Genomic DNA, 15,472 nt, shown 5'->3' on the forward strand with positions numbered 1-15,472 from the left:
GCACCACGGCGGCGTGGGGACGGTGGGACCATCGTTAGGGAACTTTCCTAACAATTGCGGACGATCGTAGCGGTCCGGTCACGCCGGGAACAGGGGCGAATCGGTCAGACCCGCGCCGCCTGCCACGTCGCCGCGGCGCGCAACGCCAGCAGGAGGGGCAGGGAGCCGTCCTCCCAGATCCGCTGCGGGAGTGCCTCGCTGAGCGGGACACCGCCGGCCAGCGCGGCACCGATCGCCGGGAGGTCCACGTCGAAGAGCGTCAGCCCGGCGCTGTAGAGGCGTTCACCGCTGACCGGGCGGCGCGCGGCGACCTCGGTGCTGTCGACCGCCAGCTCGGTCAGGCCGAAGAACTCCGGTTTGGCGCCGCGTTCCATCCAGCGCGCGAACCCGACGACCTTGGTCTCGCGGACGTCCCGGGTGGTGAGCCCGCTTTCCTCGCACAGTTCGCGTTCCATGCCGGCGCGGATCGCGGTGTGCAGGAACCGGCGGGCGTTCTTGTCGGGAGTGTGCAGGTCCCTCGGCTCGAGCGAGCCGCTGCCCGACGGCGCCAGCAGCAGCCCGCTCACGGCGTTGAGGGAGGACTGCCGGACGGTGACGAGCTTGCCGTCGGTGGTGAAGGCGACCGTCGAGACGCCGATCAGGTCGGCGAGCGTGCTGCTGCCGAGCTCGCGCAGGGCGCCGTCGGTGTCGGTCAGCTCGGCCTTGCGCAGGTCGTACTCCTCGCCGGTGTCGGCGCGGGTGATGCGGAGCGTGCCGAGCTCGTTGGAGCAGACGGCGTCGAAGAACCGGGCGCGGTGCAGCCGGATGGGCCCGGGCCGGGCGCCGGCGGCCGGGAGCGGGTCGCCGCGCATGCCGACGATGGGGCCGTTGAAGAGCAGCCGTCCGCGGGCCCGCAGGGGAAGGACGTGCGGCGCGGTGGCCTTGAGCGCGGGTGGCAGCCGGTAGGGCTCCTCGGCGACGTCGATCGTGTGCTGCCCTGTCCACAGCTGCCGGTCGATCGCGGCGCTGACCAGCGCGGTCCCGCGCGCGGGCACGGCGAGGTATTCCGACGGCGGGTAGGCCGACGGCGGCGGCAGCTCCGCGGTGGGGAAGGGCGCGGCGATGGTGGTGAAGGCGAACCCGGCCCACCGCCGGCGCACCAGCCGCACGTCCCGGGTGAAGGTGGCGAGGCCGAGGCCGAGCGCGACGACGGAGAGCACGACCCCGACGGCGCTGGGCAGGATGGTGACGACGCCGAGAACGACACCGAGACCGGAGGCGGCGAGCGGCCACTCCCGGGCGCCGATGAAGCCGAGGTAGTCCGCCTTCGCCCGGGCGCGGCGCGTCAGTTTTCCCATCGCCGCTTTGTTTAGCACGGCGCAGGTGTTTCGTGGGGCGGGTTTCAGGCTTCCGCGTCGAGGTAGACCCACCGGCCCTCGGTCCGGCGGAAGCGGCTGTTCTCCTCCATCGCCCCGTCGCGGCCGTGGTGGCGGTAGTGTGCCCGGAACTCCACCGTGCCTTCGGTGTGCAGCAACCCGCCGCCGGTGCGGCCGAGGATCTCCAGCCGCGTCCACTCCTGCGCCGGGTCCAGCCGCAGCCGGCGCGGGCGCGTGTCCGGGTGCCACGTGCGCAGGAGGTACGCGGTGTCCCCGACCGCGAAGGCGCTGAACCGCGAACGCATCAGCAGCTCGGCCGTGGGCGCCGCGAGATCGCCGTCGTGGAACCGGCCGCAGCAGGCGGCGTAGGACTCGGCGAGGCCGCAGGGACACGAAGTCATGGCGGGATCCTCCTGCTTCGACCGTCTACTCAGGACTAACCCGCGTTGACCGGCTTCCCGGTTTCCCGCGCTTCCTGGGCCCCGCGCACCGCGAGCCGGTCGGCGCGCTCGTTCTCCGGGTGTCCCGCGTGGCCCTTCACCCACAGCCACTCGACCTCGTGCACGCCGGCCGCCGCGTCCAGGCGCTGCCACAGGTCCGCGTTCTTCACCGGCTCGCGCGCCGCCGTCTGCCAGCCGTTCTTCTTCCACCGCGGGAGCCACTGCATGATGCCGTTGCGCACGTACGTGCTGTCGGTGTACACGCGGACCTGCGACGGCCGGGTCAGGCTCTCCAGCGCGCGGATCGGCGCCGTCAGCTCCATCCGGTTGTTCGTCGTCGGGGTGGCTTCGCCGCCGTAGAGCTCGCGCTCGTGCCGCCCGTAGCGGAGGACCGCGCCCCAGCCGCCCGGTCCCGGGTTCCCGCTGCACGCCCCGTCGGTGAAGATCTCCACGTCCACGCGGCGACCCTACCGGTCGCGACCCTCGCGGGGAGCCGCCACGCCGGGTTACGGTGAACCTCCGGAGGGGAACCATGAGCGGGCACGACGACGCGGGCGAGGGTGCGCTCCTCGCTCACCTCGCCGATGCCGATCGCGACTACCTGCTCGGCCGGGGCACCCGCCGCCGGTTCCGGGCGAACGACGCCCTGCTCATGCAGGGCGATCCCACCGACCACGTCCACGTGCTGGTCTCCGGCTGGGTGCGCGTCTCCATGATCGTCGAGGACGGCCGCGAGGTGCTCTTCGGCCTGCGCGGCCCCGGCGAGGTGCTCGGCGACCTCGCCGCCGTCACCGGCCGGCCGCGGTCGGCGTCGGTGCGCGCGATCGAGCCCTGCACCGTCGTCCAGCTGACCGGCGCCGAGTTCGTCGACGTGCTGCACACCCGTCCCGAAATCGCCATCGCGACGATCAAGACCGTCGCGGCCCGGCTGCGCGACGCCGAGTCGGCCCGGATCGGCTCCGCGGCCTTCGACGTCAGCCGCCGGGTCGCGGTCTTCCTGGTCAGGCTGGCCGAGGAGCGCGGCAAGCGCGTCCCGGAAGGGGTGCTCATCGAGGCCGCGTTCTCCCAGGAGGACATCGCCTCGCAGATCGGCGCCGCACGGCGTACCGTCGCACGAACGTTGCGCGTGCTGCGGGAGCGGGGGATCGTCGAGACCGGCCGCCGCCGGATCCTCATCCGCAAGCCGAGCGTCCTGCGCAACTTCGCCCACTCTGAGCCAAACGGCACACAACACCCGTGACAACGGACCTCTGAGCGCACCCCGCCCCGGCGGGATCCTGGGTTCCGGCCGGAAAAGAAACAGATGCCGTCCGGCCGGATTCCCATTTTCGAGCGAGGTCGGGGAGTGCTTTGCCGTGAACGTCTACTGCAGGATCTTGACCCTGGTGAAATCCGTCTTCGCCGCGTTCGTGGTCGGGGCCGTCCTGGGATTCCTGACGGCCACCGGAAACGCGGCGGAACCGGACGCGCCGACGTCGCACGGCTCCGCTCCGCTCCCCGTCTCGGCCTGGGTGCAGCGATGAGGAGGTGTGTGTGATGGAGAGCCACTCGATCTGGGCGCTGATCTTCGGCGCGAACTGACCCGCGGCGGCCCGGCCGGCCGGCTCGTGGGGGGTCGGCCGGCCGGGTATTCCGCGAAAATGCGGTGTCCATGATTTGTCATATCGGCGCGGAATCACGCTTGGTACCGTGGTCGTTCGATTCCGCCGGGCACGGGAAGGGGTGGGATGCGGCCGGAGAACTCCTTCCCGTTCGTGCGCGAGCTGAACGAACTGCGCCGCGGCCGCGGGCTCGACGCGGCCGACCTGCACCAGCGGATCGGCCCCTGCCTGCGCGAAGCGTGCGAGATCACCGTCGCCGACCAGCCCTCCGCCGCCCGCCAGAAGCTCGTGCTGCGGCTCACCGAGCTGTGCGGGCGGCTGCCCGCCGACCTGCGGCTGGCCGCGCTCGCGGCGCTCGGCCTGCACGAAGAGGCCGCGGGGGAGTTCCTCGACCGGCGGATCTCGTGGCTGGCCAGCGTCCTGGACCGCGACCCGCGCACCGCCCGCCGCCGGATCGACCTGGCGTTCCGCCGGCTCGACGAGCTGCTGGGCGCGCCGCCGGCTGGGCGCGACGCGCACCCGCTGGCCGGCTGGTACGTCGAGTCGATGAAAGCGCGGCTGCGGCTCGACCGCGACCCGCCGGACCTGGAGGAAGAGCGCCGGATCGTCGCGGAGGTCGACGAGCTCGACGAGCTCGTGCTCCCGTTCAGCGTCCCGGCCGAGCCGGGCAGCGACCCGGTCCCGGACATCACCGCCGACGCCCTGTTCGGCGGCGAGATCGTCGAGGCGCGCCAGGTGTCGGTGAGCCACGCGCAGTTCGTCATGCGGCTGCCCAGCCCGTTGCGGCTGGGCCAGCGCCACGAGTACGGCATCCGGTTCGCGCCGCGGCGCACGTCGCTGCGGCCCTACTACGTCCTGACCCCCCTGCGCCGGTGCGAGGAGTTCTCGGTGCGGGTGCGCTTCGACCGCGCGGCGCCGCCCTCGCGCGTGTGGCGGCTCAACGGCGTGCCGGCCCGGGTCGTCGACGACGGCGTCGACTCCGGGGACGCGCTGACGGTCAACCGGGTCGGCGAGGTGGGGCTCGAGTTCCACGAGCTGCACCAGGGCCTGAGCTACGGCCTGCAGTGGTCCTTCGACCCCCGGGAGGACTGAGGAGGCCATGCGCACCGTCCCGGTGGCCGCGACCGTCGTCCGGATCGGGATCGTCGCCCCGAGCCGCGGCGGCACCGCCCGCGCGGTGCACCTCGGCACCACCCTCGACGGGGTCCTGGACGAGGTGTTCGACCACGTCCCGGTGCCGTACCGCACGCCGACGTGGTACCGGCGCGCCGAGGGGGACACCACGACGCTGGTCATCCCGCCGACCGTGCCGCTGCCGTGGGTGGCGGGCGCGTTCGCCGGCGAGCTGGCCGGTGCGCTGCGGCGCCGCAACCGCCACCTCAACGAGTTCGGCAGGCTCCGGCTGCGGCTCGCGGCCGACCACGGCGACGTCGTGCTGCGGCCGCCGAACTTCGGCGGCGCCGCGATCGCGCTGGCCGTCTGGCTGTGCGAAGCGGAGGTGCTGAAAGCGGCGCTCGCCGCGGCGCCGGAGCTGGACGAGCTGCTGATCGTCTCCGACCGGTTCCACACGGCGTTGCCGGACGGGCGGGGGTTCCGGCGCGTCGTCGTCCCCGCCGGCGGCGAGCGCGAAATCGCGTGGCTGCGGACGGGTCCGGATACTGGGACGCGGAATACCGGCCCGGGCGGTGGGTTGGCACCGTCGTAGCCGACGGGAAAGGGGCGCGCGATGAGCACGTTCACGAGCGAGTGGCAGGACTGGAAGACCCGGCGCGAGGAGGACCTCGCGGCACCGCACGGCTGGCTGGCGCTGGTGTCGCTCGACTGGCTGACCGACGCGCCCCGCGAGTACCCCGGCATCCCCGGCCGCTGGTGGCAGGACGCGGAGGCGGCGTACGTCGACCCGGCCGGCGCTTCGCTCGTCTTCGACGGCGCCCCGGTCACCGGTGTTCGGCGGTTCGAGCTGGTCAACAGCGGCGCGGGCACGCGAGTGCTGGCCGGCGACGTCGAGATCGAGGTCGCCCGCCGGTCGGGGTACCTGATCCGCGTGCACGACCCGAAGGCCGAGGTCCTGCGCGCGTTCCACGGCGTCCCGGCGTACGAGCCGTCGCCCTCCTGGGTGCTGTCCGGTCGGTTCGAGCCGTTCGACGCGCCGCGCCCGACCACGGTCGGGGCCGTGGTGGAGGGTTTGAGCCACGTCTACACGGCGCCGGGAGTGGTCCGCTTCTCCTTCGGCGGCTCGGAGCACACGCTGACGGCGTTCAACGGCAAGGACGGCGGGTTCAGCATCCTGTTCACGGACGAGACGAGCGGCGTGACGACGTACGCGGCGAACCGGTCGCTGCCGGTGGCCGCGCCTTCGCCGGACGGTTCGGTGACGCTGGACTTCAACCGCGCGGTGAACCTGCCGTGCGCGTTCACGGACTTCGCGACGTGCCCGCTCCCACCGGCGGGCAACCACCTGCCGTTCGCGGTGGAGGCGGGGGAGAAGATCCCGCACGAGCGCGGGTGACTCCCCCGCTTCCCGTCAGCGGGCTCAGTGGGCTCAGCGGGCTCAGTGGGCGACGTCGATGACGACGCGGTTGGGCGCGGTGAGCGTGAAGACGTTCACCGCGGTCCGCGACCGGACCCCGAGCCCGATCAGCAGGTGCGCCTCCCAGTCCCCGATGACGGCGACGGCCATGACGTTGGAGAGGTTCCGCGTCCGGAACTTGGCCGGCCCGGCGTAGGTGGGATTCCCGTTGTCATCGTGCGCGGCGGCGTAGGGCACGCTGACGTTGATGAAGTACTCACCGGTGAGCCACACGATTTCGGTGCTGGGATCGGCGATGAGCTCATCGACGAGCTGGTAGCTCGGAGTGGGGGCGCTCCCGGGCCCGAGGTCGAGCACAACCCGGTCGAACCCGGGGTTGTTCCCGGTCCGGATGGCGGTCAGGGTGGGAACGCTGTTGCCGGCCTGAGCCGGCGCGGCGGCGGCCACGCTCGCCGCGAGCAGCAGAGTGATGGCGAGAAGGGCGCGTCTGACGGGTCTGGACATGGTGGACCTCCTGGCGGAGCGAACCGGTGGAAGTCCCAGCGCTGGGTCTGCTGGGGACGTCCGGTTGGTCCGGGAAGTTGCGCGGGAGTCCCTTTTCGTTATGCGGCTGCTCCGAACGGGGACGGGGTCAGTCGTCCGTGGTCAGCAGAAGAATCGATCCGTCGGGTGTCGCGGAGTAGGCCGTCCGCGGTTCCTGCGGCCGGTCGCGGTTCTCCGTCGCACGGAGGCGACCGGCGAACGTCTGCTGCGCATCCATGACCGCTTGTGCGGATTCTCCGCTCAGCTGCTGGTCCACCGCTGCGTCGATGCCGTACTTGACGGTGAGCCGCTCCTGGCCGAAGTCGAAAGCGAAGCTGGTGCCGTGCGCCGGACCCAGCTCGGTTTCGAACGTCACCCGCTGCCGAGGCCGTCGCTGGATCCGGTTCCGCATGACTTCCGGCGCCCAGTTCTGAATCGCGTCGGTATTGCCGCCGAAATCGGCGAGCACGGCCCAGGACGCGCGAACCGCGGCGCCGATGATCTCGGCGGCCGTGTCCTCGACGCGGTCGGACTCGAGACGGAAAGTCCGTGCGCGGTCGATCGTTTCCTGGGTGACTCGGTAGAACGGTTCATCGTCTTCGCTGGGGTCGACGGCCAGGTACGACACCCCGCGGTCGCCGGTGACGACAGCGGTGGCCAGGCCGTCGGGTACCCGGCCGCCCACCTCGACTCCGTCCAGCTGGCCGACCCCGCGGGCGAGCTGCGCCACGGCCGTACGCGCGTTCTTCGTCCCCTTGCATTCGAGTACCCGCGACACGAACTCGTTGCCGTTCCGCGGGTCGGTACCGAGCAGGAGGTAGTCGGGCCGTCGGGTTCCGACGTGCTTGACCTCGACGTCCGACTTGAAGACGAAGCGGGCGTCCAACGCCACGTCGATGTCGACGACGGAACGCAGGGAGACCCCCTTCGTGGCGTCGAACCACCGAGCCGCCAGCGCGGTCCCGAACGCGATTCCCATCTCTTCGGAGGTCACCCGCCGCTGGTTGCCGACGATGCGCTGCCCGGCGTCGCTGACGAGGAGGTCCGGGACGCGGGAGCGCGAGTAGAAGTTCTCGAAGAAGCCCAGGTAGCGCAGCAGTCCCCACCACTGGTACTGACCCAGCACGTCGTCTTGGTACCGCGGCCGTGTCGCCACGGCGAGCCGGTGGAGGGCTTCGAGCGGACGGATGGTGATCCGGCCGTCGAGGCCGATCGCGGGCGCCAGCGGTTTGCGGGGCGCCTGGAAGTCCTTGCGCTGCCGGATTTCCCGGATCAGGGCGTCGTCGCTGCGGCCGGGCACGTGCGCCGGCGTGTTGACCACTCGAATTGCTTCTTCGAGATCCAGCACATCCCCCTGAGTGGTCGCCCCTGCCAACGGCGGTGGGCCGCGCCGGGTGGCGGCCCACCGAGATCACCTCACCAGCCGCGCTCTTGCCACTCCTTCAGCTTCGGCCGCTCCGTCCCCAACGTCGAATCATCCCCGTGCCCCGGGTAGAACCACGTCTCATCCGGCAGTTCGCCGAAGATGCGCGACTCCAGGTCGTTCATCAGGCTGGTGAAGTCCTCTGGGTTTGTTGTCCGCCCAGGACCGCCGGGGAACAGCGAGTCCCCCGTGAACAGATGTGGATGTCCCGCGGGATCCCGGTAGAGCAACGCGATCGACCCCGGCGTGTGCCCCCTCAAGTGGATCACCGAAAGAGTGACCTGCCCCACCGACAACGTGTCCCCGTGCTCGACCAGGAAGTCCGGCGGCACCGGCAACGGCGACGCGTCCAGCGGGTGGGCCGCCGTGTTCGCCCCGTTGGCCCCCGCCACCGCGCCCAGCGCCTGCCAGTGGTCCTGGTGCTGGTGGGTCGTCACCACCGTGCGAAGCGAAGGCCGGTCCGGGCCGTGGCCGATCAGGTCCGAGATGCGCTCCGGGTCGTTCGCCGCGTCGATCAGCAGCGCCTCGTTCGACTCGCGGCACACCAGCAGGTACGTGTTGTTGTCCATCGGACCGACGGACAGCTTGGTGATGGTCAGCGCGTCCAGGGTGCGCCGGGTGGCGTCGCCGCCCGGGTCGACGTGCCCCGTGTAGGTCTCCACGATGTTCACCTGGCACACGGTAGTCGTTTCGCTCCAACCGGTTCCACCCGCACAAGCGCGCGGCCGCCACGCCACGTAGGCTCACGGCGACCCCCAGCCAGCCGACCTCAGGACGACCGTGCCCACCTCCCCGACGCCGCGCCGGATCAGCTGGGACCTCCTCCGCGTCGTCGCCGTTCTCGCCGTCATCCTCGGGCACGTCACCCACCAGGGTGCTCTGCTGCACCCCGAGCTCACGGGGTACCCCGTGCGGGTGACCGCGCAGTTCGGCGCCGCGATCCTGCTGGTGATCTCCGCCTACTTCGTTTGCGCCAGCCTCCGCAAGGGCAACCCGCGCCGGTGGCTGTGGAACCGCGTCGCGCGCCTGGTGCCGGCCTACCTCGTCGCCGTCCTGCTGACCTACGTCGTGACGCGGTGGGCCGCCATCTCCTTCAGCGGCCTGCCCTACCCGCCCGGCGTCACCGGGTTCCTCTTCGGCGTTCCGCAGGGACCGCCGTCGAACCCGTCGCCGTGGTACATCCCGACCTGGCTGGACCTCGTCGCCAACCTCGGCATGGTGCAGGAGTGGGGCATCCGGTCGGAGACGTTCTACTACCTCGACGGCTCCTACTGGACGCTGCCCGTCCAGCTCATGGCCTTCACCGGCGCCGCCCTGCTGTGGCCGCGGTCGTGGCGCACCCACCGGCTGACCGTCGCCCTGCTCTGGTCCTTGATCCTCATCCCGCTCGCGCTGCGCTTCCTCGTCTTCCCGCCGGGGACGGCGAGCCCGGTGGCCGAGACGTTCTTCTACGGCCTGGGCCTGCACCGGCTGCACGTCTTCGCCATCGGCGCCGCGATCTGGCTGTGGGCGCGACGGCGGCTGAAGACGTGGCACATCGCGCTCTTCTTCACCGCCGCCGTGGCCGCGCAGGACCTCCAGGTCTTCCCCTTCCACGTCGCGCTTCCCCAGGACGCGCAGCGCTGGCCCTCCACGATCGGGTTCGCCGTGCTGCTCCTGCTGGTCTGCCTGGCCGCCCGCGGCCCGGACTGGCGGTTCCCCGGACTCGCGCGGATCGCCCCGGCCGTCACCTGGCTCGCGGGCATCTCGTATGGTCTTTACCTGGTGCACCAGGAACTGGGTTACGTCCTGGCCCGCGCCCTGCTCGACCTCGGCCTCCCCGGCTGGCTGCGGCTCCCCGTCGTCGTCGGCGCCGCCGTGCTGGCCGGCTGGGCGGTCACCGCGGGGGTCGAACGTCCGGCCCACCGGTGGCTCACCAGACGTCGAAAGCCCGAAGAACCGCAGGTCAAGGACGCGGAACCCGTTTTTGTCGGTGGTGGCTCGTAGCATGGATCGCGGCCACCCGTGCAGCTGGAAACCGGGTCGGCGACCGCAGCTGAGAATGACATTGAGAGGACCCTGGCGTGGCTGATCGCCTCGTTGTTCGCGGTGCCCGCGAGCACAACCTCCGCGGCGTGGATCTCGACCTGCCCCGCGACAGCCTGATCGTGTTCACCGGCCTGTCCGGGTCCGGGAAGTCGAGCCTCGCCTTCGACACCATCTTCGCCGAAGGGCAGCGGCGCTACGTCGAGTCGCTCTCGGCGTACGCCCGGCAGTTCCTCGGGCAGATGGACAAGCCGGACGTCGACTTCATCGAGGGCCTCTCGCCCGCGGTGTCGATCGACCAGAAGTCCACCTCGCGCAACCCGCGCTCCACCGTGGGCACGATCACCGAGGTCTACGACTACCTGCGCCTGCTCTACGCCCGCGCCGGCAAGGCGCACTGCCCCAAGTGCGGCGAGCCGATCAGCAAGCAGACCCCGCAGCAGATCGTCGACCAGGTGCTCGCCATGGAGGAGGGCACCCGGTTCCAGGTGCTCGCACCCGTCGTCCGCGGGCGCAAGGGCGAGTACGTCGACCTGTTCGAGAACCTGCAGCAGCAGGGTTACGCGCGCGTGGTCGTCGACGGCACGGTCCACGCGCTCACCGACCCGCCGAAGCTGAAGAAGCAGGAAAAGCACCAGATCGGCGTGGTCATCGACCGCCTGACCGTGAAGGCGGCGTCGCGCCAGCGGCTCACCGACTCGGTCGAGACGGCGCTGCGCCTGGCCGACGGGCTGATCGAGCTGGAGTTCGTCGACCTGCCGGAGGGTGACCCGCACCGCATCCGCGGCTTCTCCGAGAACCTGGCCTGCCCCAACGGCCACCCGCTGGCCATCGAGGACCTCGAGCCGCGCTCGTTCTCCTTCAACTCGCCCTACGGCGCCTGCCCCGAGTGCACCGGCATCGGCATCCGCAAGGAGGTCGACCCGGAGCTGGTGGTGCCGGACGACGAGCTGTCCCTGGCCGAGGGCGCGATCGCGCCGTGGTCGGGCGGGCAGAGCGCGGACTACTTCATCCGCCTGCTCGAGTCGCTGTCGGAGACCATCGGCTTCCGGATGGACACGCCGTGGCGGCGGCTGCCGGCGCGCGCCCAGAAGGCGGTGCTGCACGGCGTCGACGAGCAGGTCCACGTCCGCTACAAGAACCGCTACGGCCGCCAGCGCTCGTACTACGCGGCCTTCGAGGGCGTCATCCCGTTCCTCGAGCGGCGCCAGGAGCAGACCGAGTCCGAGTACATGCGCGAGCGGTACGAGGGCTACATGCGCGAGGTGCCGTGCCCGGCCTGCCAGGGCACCCGGCTCAAGCCGGAGATCCTCGCGGTGACGCTGGCCCACAAGACCCGCGGCGACATGTCCATCGCCGAGGTCTGCGCGCTCTCCATCGCGGAGGCCTCGCAGTTCCTCGACGAGCTGGAGCTGGGCCAGCGCGAGGCGATGATCGCCGGCGCGGTCCTGAAGGAGATCCAGGCCCGCCTGCGGTTCCTGCTCGACGTCGGCCTGACGTACCTTTCGCTCGACCGCGCGTCGGCCACTCTTTCGGGTGGTGAAGCGCAGCGCATCCGGCTCGCGACCCAGATCGGCTCGGGCCTCGTCGGCGTGCTGTACGTCCTGGACGAGCCGTCGATCGGCCTGCACCAGCGCGACAACCACCGGCTGATCGAGACGCTGACCCGGCTGCGGAACCTCGGCAACACGCTGATCGTCGTCGAGCACGACGAAGACACCATCCGGTCCAGCGACTGGGTGGTCGACATCGGCCCGGGCGCGGGGGAGCACGGCGGCCACATCGTCCACAGTGGACCGTACAAGAAGCTGCTCAAGAGCAAGGACTCGCTGACCGGGCAGTACCTGTCCGGCCGGCGGAAGATCGACATCCCGGCGATCCGGCGGCCGATCGACAAGAAGCGGCAGCTGACCGTCGTCGGCGCGCGCGAGCACAACCTGCGCGGGCTGGACGTCTCGTTCCCGCTCGGCTGCCTCGTTTCGGTCACCGGCGTCTCCGGCTCGGGCAAGTCGACGCTGGTCAACGACATCCTCGCGACGGTGCTGGCCAACAAGCTCAACGGCGCCCGCCAGGTGCCGGGCCGGCACACCCGCGTGAACGGCCTGGGCAACGTCGACAAGCTGGTGCGCGTCGACCAGTCGCCGATCGGCCGGACCCCGCGGTCCAACCCGGCCACCTACACCGGTGTCTGGGACCACGTCCGCAAGCTGTTCGCCGCGACCACCGAGGCGAAGGTCCGCGGCTACCAGCAGGGCCGGTTCTCGTTCAACGTCAAGGGCGGCCGCTGCGAGGCGTGCGCCGGCGACGGCACGATCAAGATCGAGATGAACTTCCTGCCGGACGTCTACGTCCCGTGCGAGGTCTGCAAGGGCGCCCGGTACAACCGGGAGACCCTCGAGGTGCACTACAAGGGCAAGACCGTCTCGGACGTGCTCGACATGCCCATCGAGGAGGCCGCGGAGTTCTTCGAGCCGATCAAGGCCATCCACCGCCACCTGCAGACGCTGGTGGACGTCGGCCTCGGCTACGTCCGCCTCGGCCAGCCCGCGCCGACGCTGTCCGGTGGTGAGGCGCAGCGCGTCAAGCTGGCCAGCGAGCTGCAGAAGCGCTCGACCGGCAAGACGGTGTACATCCTCGACGAGCCGACGACCGGGCTGCACTTCGAGGACATCAGCAAGCTGATCGGCGTGATCAACGGCCTGGTCGACAAGGGCAACACGGTGATCGTGATCGAGCACAACCTCGACGTGATCAAGACCTCCGACTGGATCATCGACATGGGTCCCGAAGGCGGCTCGGGCGGCGGCACGGTCGTGGCCGAGGGCACGCCGGAGCACCTGGCCGAAGTCGAGGAGAGCTACACCGGCCAGTTCCTGCGGACGGTCCTCGCGGGCGAGTGACGGCTACCGCTCCTTCCCGGTGGTCTGCCGGACCACCGGGGAGAGCGGGCCGTAGTACAGCGTGCGGAGCCGGTAGGCCGAGCCCTCTTCGCCGGGCAGCAGCGAGAGCGAGCACTCCCCGGTGTCCGGCCCGGTCACCAGGACCGGGTCGAACTCCGGCGCGCCCGGACGCCGGATCTCCAGCAGGAAGCCGGCCTCGTCCGGCGTGCGGTCGGTCCACGTGAACCACGCCGTGCCGCCCGTCACCCGCGTTTTCAGGTCCGTCGAGAGCGGACCGCCGAACGGCTGCTCCCGGTAGTAGAACGGCGTCTCCGGGATCAGGTCCGGGTGGTGGTAGCTCGTCGTGTGGGCGGGCAGGAACCGCAGCGTCGTCCACGGCCCGGCCGGGTCGTTCGCGTACTCGACGCGGTGGCCGGACCCGTCGTCCGGCCACGTCAGCACCACGTCGGTCGGTGACGTCAGCGAAGCGGTGAACGAGGGCGGCGGCGCGGCAGCCGAACAGCCCGCGGCCAGCAGCGCGACCAGGACGAGGGGTTTCGCGGACACGGCGGCTCCCGGGACGAGCGGGGGCGGCGGGGCGAACGTGATCAGTTTAGGAACCCGCCCGCACGGCGACAAGATCGTGCCGATCACCGGCACACACCAATCCGGTGGCGAACCGGCACCGAAGGCGCGTGAAACCCCGCTGAACCGTTTTCCGCAACCGTCCGTGTTCCCAGGTGTCGAGGTCCGCCGGACGGCGGTGCCGCCCTCACCGAGGAGAGAAACGTCATGAACCGTATCCGGATGGCCGTCATCGGCGCCGCCGGGGTGGCCGCGTTGTCGGCCTGCAGCGACATGGCCGCCGGCGGGCAGGGACCCGCGCACGGCCAGCCCGGGCACAAGATGCTGGCTTCCGGCTCGGTCGCCGGGGTCGGCGCGGTGGTCACCGACGCCGACGGCAAGACGCTCTACCGCTTCGACAAGGACCTCTCGCAGCCGCCGACGTCCAACTGCGACGGCGAATGCGCGACGGCCTGGCCTCCGGTGCTGGCGGGAGAGGCCCCGCCGATGCTCCAGGGGATCCAGGAGACCCAGGTCGGCACCCTGACCCGCAAGGACGGCAGCAAGCAGCTCACGCTCAACGGCTGGGCGCTGTACGAGTTCTCGGGCGACAAGGCGCCGGGCGTGGCGAACGGCCAGGGCGCCAACGGCACCTGGTTCGCGATCGCGCCGGACGGCAGCAAGATCACCGCGGGCGGTCCCGCGGCCGGTGGCTCCGGCTACTGAGCACCGACGGATTCCGGGCAGAACGAGGAAGGACGGGCAGCCGATGAACACCATGGTCGCGCTGCGCTCGACGCACGCACCGCCGGTGGCCCTGCGGGTTGCAGTACTGTCCTCGCCGACTCAGAACACCGTCGGGAGGACGAGGGTGGCCATAGGAGGCAGGCGGCCTAAGAAGGCCAAGGGCGAGGACTTGATTCGGCAGCTGTACGCCGAACACGGCCGGAGCCTGCTGGCCTACGCGACGAGGCTGACCGGTGATCGGGCGGCGGCCGAGGACGTGGTCCAGGAGACGCTGGTCCGAGCGTGGAAGCACGCGGACGATCTGCAGAACGACGGGAAGGGCTCGGTGCGCGGCTGGTTGCTGACCGTCGCGCGCAACCTGGTCACCGACCGGGCCCGGGCCCGGGCGGCGCGGCCACAGGAGGTGGCCGAACCGGCCGAAGGCGTGCCGACGCCGGCCGTCGAGCGCGATCACGCCCAGGGCGTGGTCGACTCGATGACGGTGCTCGGCGCGATGGACGGCCTGTCGAACGAGCATCGAGAGGTCCTGGTGGAGATCTACTACCGGGGACGGACGGTGGCCGAAGCGGCGAGAACACTGGGCGTCGCACCGGGTACCGTGAAATCAAGGTCGTACTACGCACTGAGAGCACTGAGAGCAGCGATGATTTCGAGCGGAACGGAGGTGGCGCGATGAACTCGGTCGACGAGAGTCACACGCAGCTCGGCGCGTACGCCCTCGGCGCGCTCGATCCCGGGGAGGCGGCCGACTTCGAGCGGCGGCACCTGCAGACCTGCGCGCAGTGCCGGTTCGACCTGAACGAGCTCGTGGCGTTGCGCGAGTCGCTCGACGAGGTACCGCCCGAGGCGTTCCTCGACGGGCCGCCCGAAGGCGGGGACCTGCTGCTGCAGAAGACCCTGCGGCGGGTGCGCGACGAAGAACAGGCGGCGCCGGTTCGTTCGGGCGGACGCCGGGGCCTCGCGCTCGTCGCCGCCGCGGTGCTCGTGGTGGCCGCGCTCGGCGGCGGGATCCTGGTGGGCAGGCAGACGGGCGGGGGGAGCGAGCCACTCGCGATCCCCGCGCCCCCGACCGACGTCCCCGGCACGAAGAGCGTCGAAGGCCGGGATCCGACGACCGGGGTGCAGCTGGCCGCGTCGGTGAGCCCGTTCCAGGGTTGGGTCCGGGTCAACGTCGCGGTGAAGGGCGTCAAGGCCGGGGAACAGTGCCTGCTGCAGGTCGTCACGAAGGAAGGCCAGGCGGTCACCGCCGGCAGCTGGAAGGTGTCCGAGAAGTGGGAGAGTTCGGGCTTCTCGCTCGACGGTTCCGCTCTGGTGGCGCCGGACGACGTGAAGTCGGTCGACATCGTCACGGTGGACGGCCGGAAGCTGGTCTCGGCCCAGGTGTGA

General features: G+C 71.1%; 17 protein-coding genes. 10 read left to right on the forward strand and 7 right to left on the reverse strand.

All coding sequences use genetic code 11. The features are described from left to right. Window positions 1–104 precede the first annotated feature (104 nt). From ACWEVP_RS47220 to rnhA, 3 genes are read right to left on the reverse strand one after another with little or no spacing between them, the layout of a single operon-like run. Window positions 105–1,337, reverse strand: coding sequence for a hypothetical protein (locus ACWEVP_RS47220; RefSeq protein ID WP_452069156.1), 1,233 nt, complete (start codon window positions 1,335–1,337; stop codon window positions 105–107). Between the two features lie 44 nt (window positions 1,338–1,381). After that, complete coding sequence (locus ACWEVP_RS47225; protein WP_452069157.1) at window positions 1,382–1,756, reverse strand: YchJ family protein; 375 nt, start codon at window positions 1,754–1,756, stop codon at window positions 1,382–1,384. Window positions 1,757–1,791: 35 nt separating this feature from the next. Beyond that, window positions 1,792–2,253, reverse strand: coding sequence for a ribonuclease HI (gene rnhA, locus ACWEVP_RS47230; RefSeq protein ID WP_364450996.1), 462 nt, complete (start codon window positions 2,251–2,253; stop codon window positions 1,792–1,794). A gap of 74 nt (window positions 2,254–2,327) precedes the next feature. Here rnhA and ACWEVP_RS47235 point away from each other — a divergent pair, with 74 nt between their 5' ends. From ACWEVP_RS47235 to ACWEVP_RS47255, 5 genes are all read left to right on the forward strand, one after another. After that, window positions 2,328–3,035 (forward strand): Crp/Fnr family transcriptional regulator, encoded by a 708-nt coding sequence (locus tag ACWEVP_RS47235; RefSeq protein WP_452069158.1) that lies wholly within the window; start codon window positions 2,328–2,330, stop codon window positions 3,033–3,035. A 145-nt stretch (window positions 3,036–3,180) separates the two neighbouring features. Further along, window positions 3,181–3,318 carry a hypothetical protein gene (locus tag ACWEVP_RS47240; RefSeq protein WP_452069159.1) on the forward strand — a complete coding sequence of 46 codons (138 nt, stop codon included), beginning with the start codon at window positions 3,181–3,183 and terminating at the stop codon, window positions 3,316–3,318. Between the two features lie 204 nt (window positions 3,319–3,522). Next, window positions 3,523–4,488 carry a hypothetical protein gene (locus tag ACWEVP_RS47245; RefSeq protein ID WP_452069160.1) on the forward strand — a complete coding sequence of 322 codons (966 nt, stop codon included), beginning with the start codon at window positions 3,523–3,525 and terminating at the stop codon, window positions 4,486–4,488. Between the two features lie 7 nt (window positions 4,489–4,495). Continuing rightward, a complete protein-coding gene (locus tag ACWEVP_RS47250; RefSeq protein WP_452069161.1) occupies window positions 4,496–5,101 on the forward strand; it encodes a hypothetical protein in 606 nt (201 codons plus the stop codon). 21 nt (window positions 5,102–5,122) lie between these two features. Further along, the gene (locus ACWEVP_RS47255; protein ID WP_452069162.1) at window positions 5,123–5,905 is read left to right on the forward strand and encodes a DUF1684 domain-containing protein; all 783 of its coding nucleotides are present in this window, start codon (window positions 5,123–5,125) and stop codon (window positions 5,903–5,905) included. A 42-nt stretch (window positions 5,906–5,947) separates the two neighbouring features. Here the strand turns inward: ACWEVP_RS47255 and ACWEVP_RS47260 are convergent, their stop codons facing one another. From ACWEVP_RS47260 to ACWEVP_RS47270, 3 genes are all read right to left on the reverse strand, one after another. Then, window positions 5,948–6,430, reverse strand: coding sequence for an AMIN-like domain-containing (lipo)protein (locus ACWEVP_RS47260; RefSeq protein ID WP_452069163.1), 483 nt, complete (start codon window positions 6,428–6,430; stop codon window positions 5,948–5,950). 127 nt (window positions 6,431–6,557) lie between these two features. Further along, window positions 6,558–7,769, reverse strand: a complete 1,212-nt coding sequence (locus ACWEVP_RS47265; protein WP_452069164.1) for a hypothetical protein — start codon at window positions 7,767–7,769, stop codon at window positions 6,558–6,560. A 95-nt stretch (window positions 7,770–7,864) separates the two neighbouring features. After that, window positions 7,865–8,542 (reverse strand): MBL fold metallo-hydrolase, encoded by a 678-nt coding sequence (locus ACWEVP_RS47270; protein WP_452069165.1) that lies wholly within the window; start codon window positions 8,540–8,542, stop codon window positions 7,865–7,867. A gap of 109 nt (window positions 8,543–8,651) precedes the next feature. Here ACWEVP_RS47270 and ACWEVP_RS47275 point away from each other — a divergent pair, with 109 nt between their 5' ends. Then, the gene (locus ACWEVP_RS47275; protein WP_452069166.1) at window positions 8,652–9,857 is read left to right on the forward strand and encodes an acyltransferase family protein; all 1,206 of its coding nucleotides are present in this window, start codon (window positions 8,652–8,654) and stop codon (window positions 9,855–9,857) included. A gap of 77 nt (window positions 9,858–9,934) precedes the next feature. Next, entirely contained in the window at window positions 9,935–12,796 is a 2,862-nt protein-coding gene (gene uvrA, locus ACWEVP_RS47280; RefSeq protein ID WP_452069167.1) for an excinuclease ABC subunit UvrA, read from the forward strand. Window positions 12,797–12,799: 3 nt separating this feature from the next. On the opposite strand, the gene ACWEVP_RS47285 is transcribed toward uvrA, so the two are convergent. Continuing rightward, window positions 12,800–13,342: a fibronectin type III domain-containing protein gene (locus ACWEVP_RS47285; protein WP_452069168.1), complete on the reverse strand. Its 543-nt coding sequence runs from the start codon at window positions 13,340–13,342 to the stop codon at window positions 12,800–12,802. Between the two features lie 225 nt (window positions 13,343–13,567). Between ACWEVP_RS47285 and ACWEVP_RS47290 the strand changes: the two genes are divergently transcribed. The 3 genes from ACWEVP_RS47290 (at window position 13,568) to ACWEVP_RS47300 (ending at window position 15,472) form a co-directional block, all read left to right on the forward strand. Further along, entirely contained in the window at window positions 13,568–14,065 is a 498-nt protein-coding gene (locus ACWEVP_RS47290; RefSeq protein WP_452069169.1) for a hypothetical protein, read from the forward strand. A gap of 145 nt (window positions 14,066–14,210) precedes the next feature. Beyond that, a complete protein-coding gene (locus ACWEVP_RS47295) occupies window positions 14,211–14,762 on the forward strand; it encodes a sigma-70 family RNA polymerase sigma factor (protein ID WP_026469270.1) in 552 nt (183 codons plus the stop codon). Beyond that, window positions 14,759–15,472, forward strand: a complete 714-nt coding sequence (locus ACWEVP_RS47300) for an anti-sigma factor family protein (RefSeq protein ID WP_452069170.1) — start codon at window positions 14,759–14,761, stop codon at window positions 15,470–15,472. Before ACWEVP_RS47295 ends, ACWEVP_RS47300 begins: the two co-directional genes overlap by 4 nt.

This window comes from Amycolatopsis sp. NPDC003865 (assembly GCF_053605345.1).

Bases quoted from the DNA above. Each gene is read 5' to 3' on its own strand.
- ACWEVP_RS47220 (WP_452069156.1), bottom strand. From the start codon at position 1,337: ATGGGAAAACTGACGCGCCGCGCCCGGGCGAAGGCGGACTACCTCGGC.
- ACWEVP_RS47225 (WP_452069157.1), bottom strand. From the start codon at position 1,756: ATGACTTCGTGTCCCTGCGGCCTCGCCGAGTCCTACGCCGCCTGCTGC.
- ACWEVP_RS47235 (WP_452069158.1), top strand. From the start codon at position 2,328: ATGAGCGGGCACGACGACGCGGGCGAGGGTGCGCTCCTCGCTCACCTC.
- ACWEVP_RS47245 (WP_452069160.1), top strand. From the start codon at position 3,523: ATGCGGCCGGAGAACTCCTTCCCGTTCGTGCGCGAGCTGAACGAACTG.
- ACWEVP_RS47250 (WP_452069161.1), top strand. From the start codon at position 4,496: ATGCGCACCGTCCCGGTGGCCGCGACCGTCGTCCGGATCGGGATCGTC.
- ACWEVP_RS47255 (WP_452069162.1), top strand. From the start codon at position 5,123: ATGAGCACGTTCACGAGCGAGTGGCAGGACTGGAAGACCCGGCGCGAG.
- ACWEVP_RS47260 (WP_452069163.1), bottom strand. From the start codon at position 6,430: ATGTCCAGACCCGTCAGACGCGCCCTTCTCGCCATCACTCTGCTGCTC.
- ACWEVP_RS47290 (WP_452069169.1), top strand. From the start codon at position 13,568: ATGAACCGTATCCGGATGGCCGTCATCGGCGCCGCCGGGGTGGCCGCG.
- ACWEVP_RS47300 (WP_452069170.1), top strand. From the start codon at position 14,759: ATGAACTCGGTCGACGAGAGTCACACGCAGCTCGGCGCGTACGCCCTC.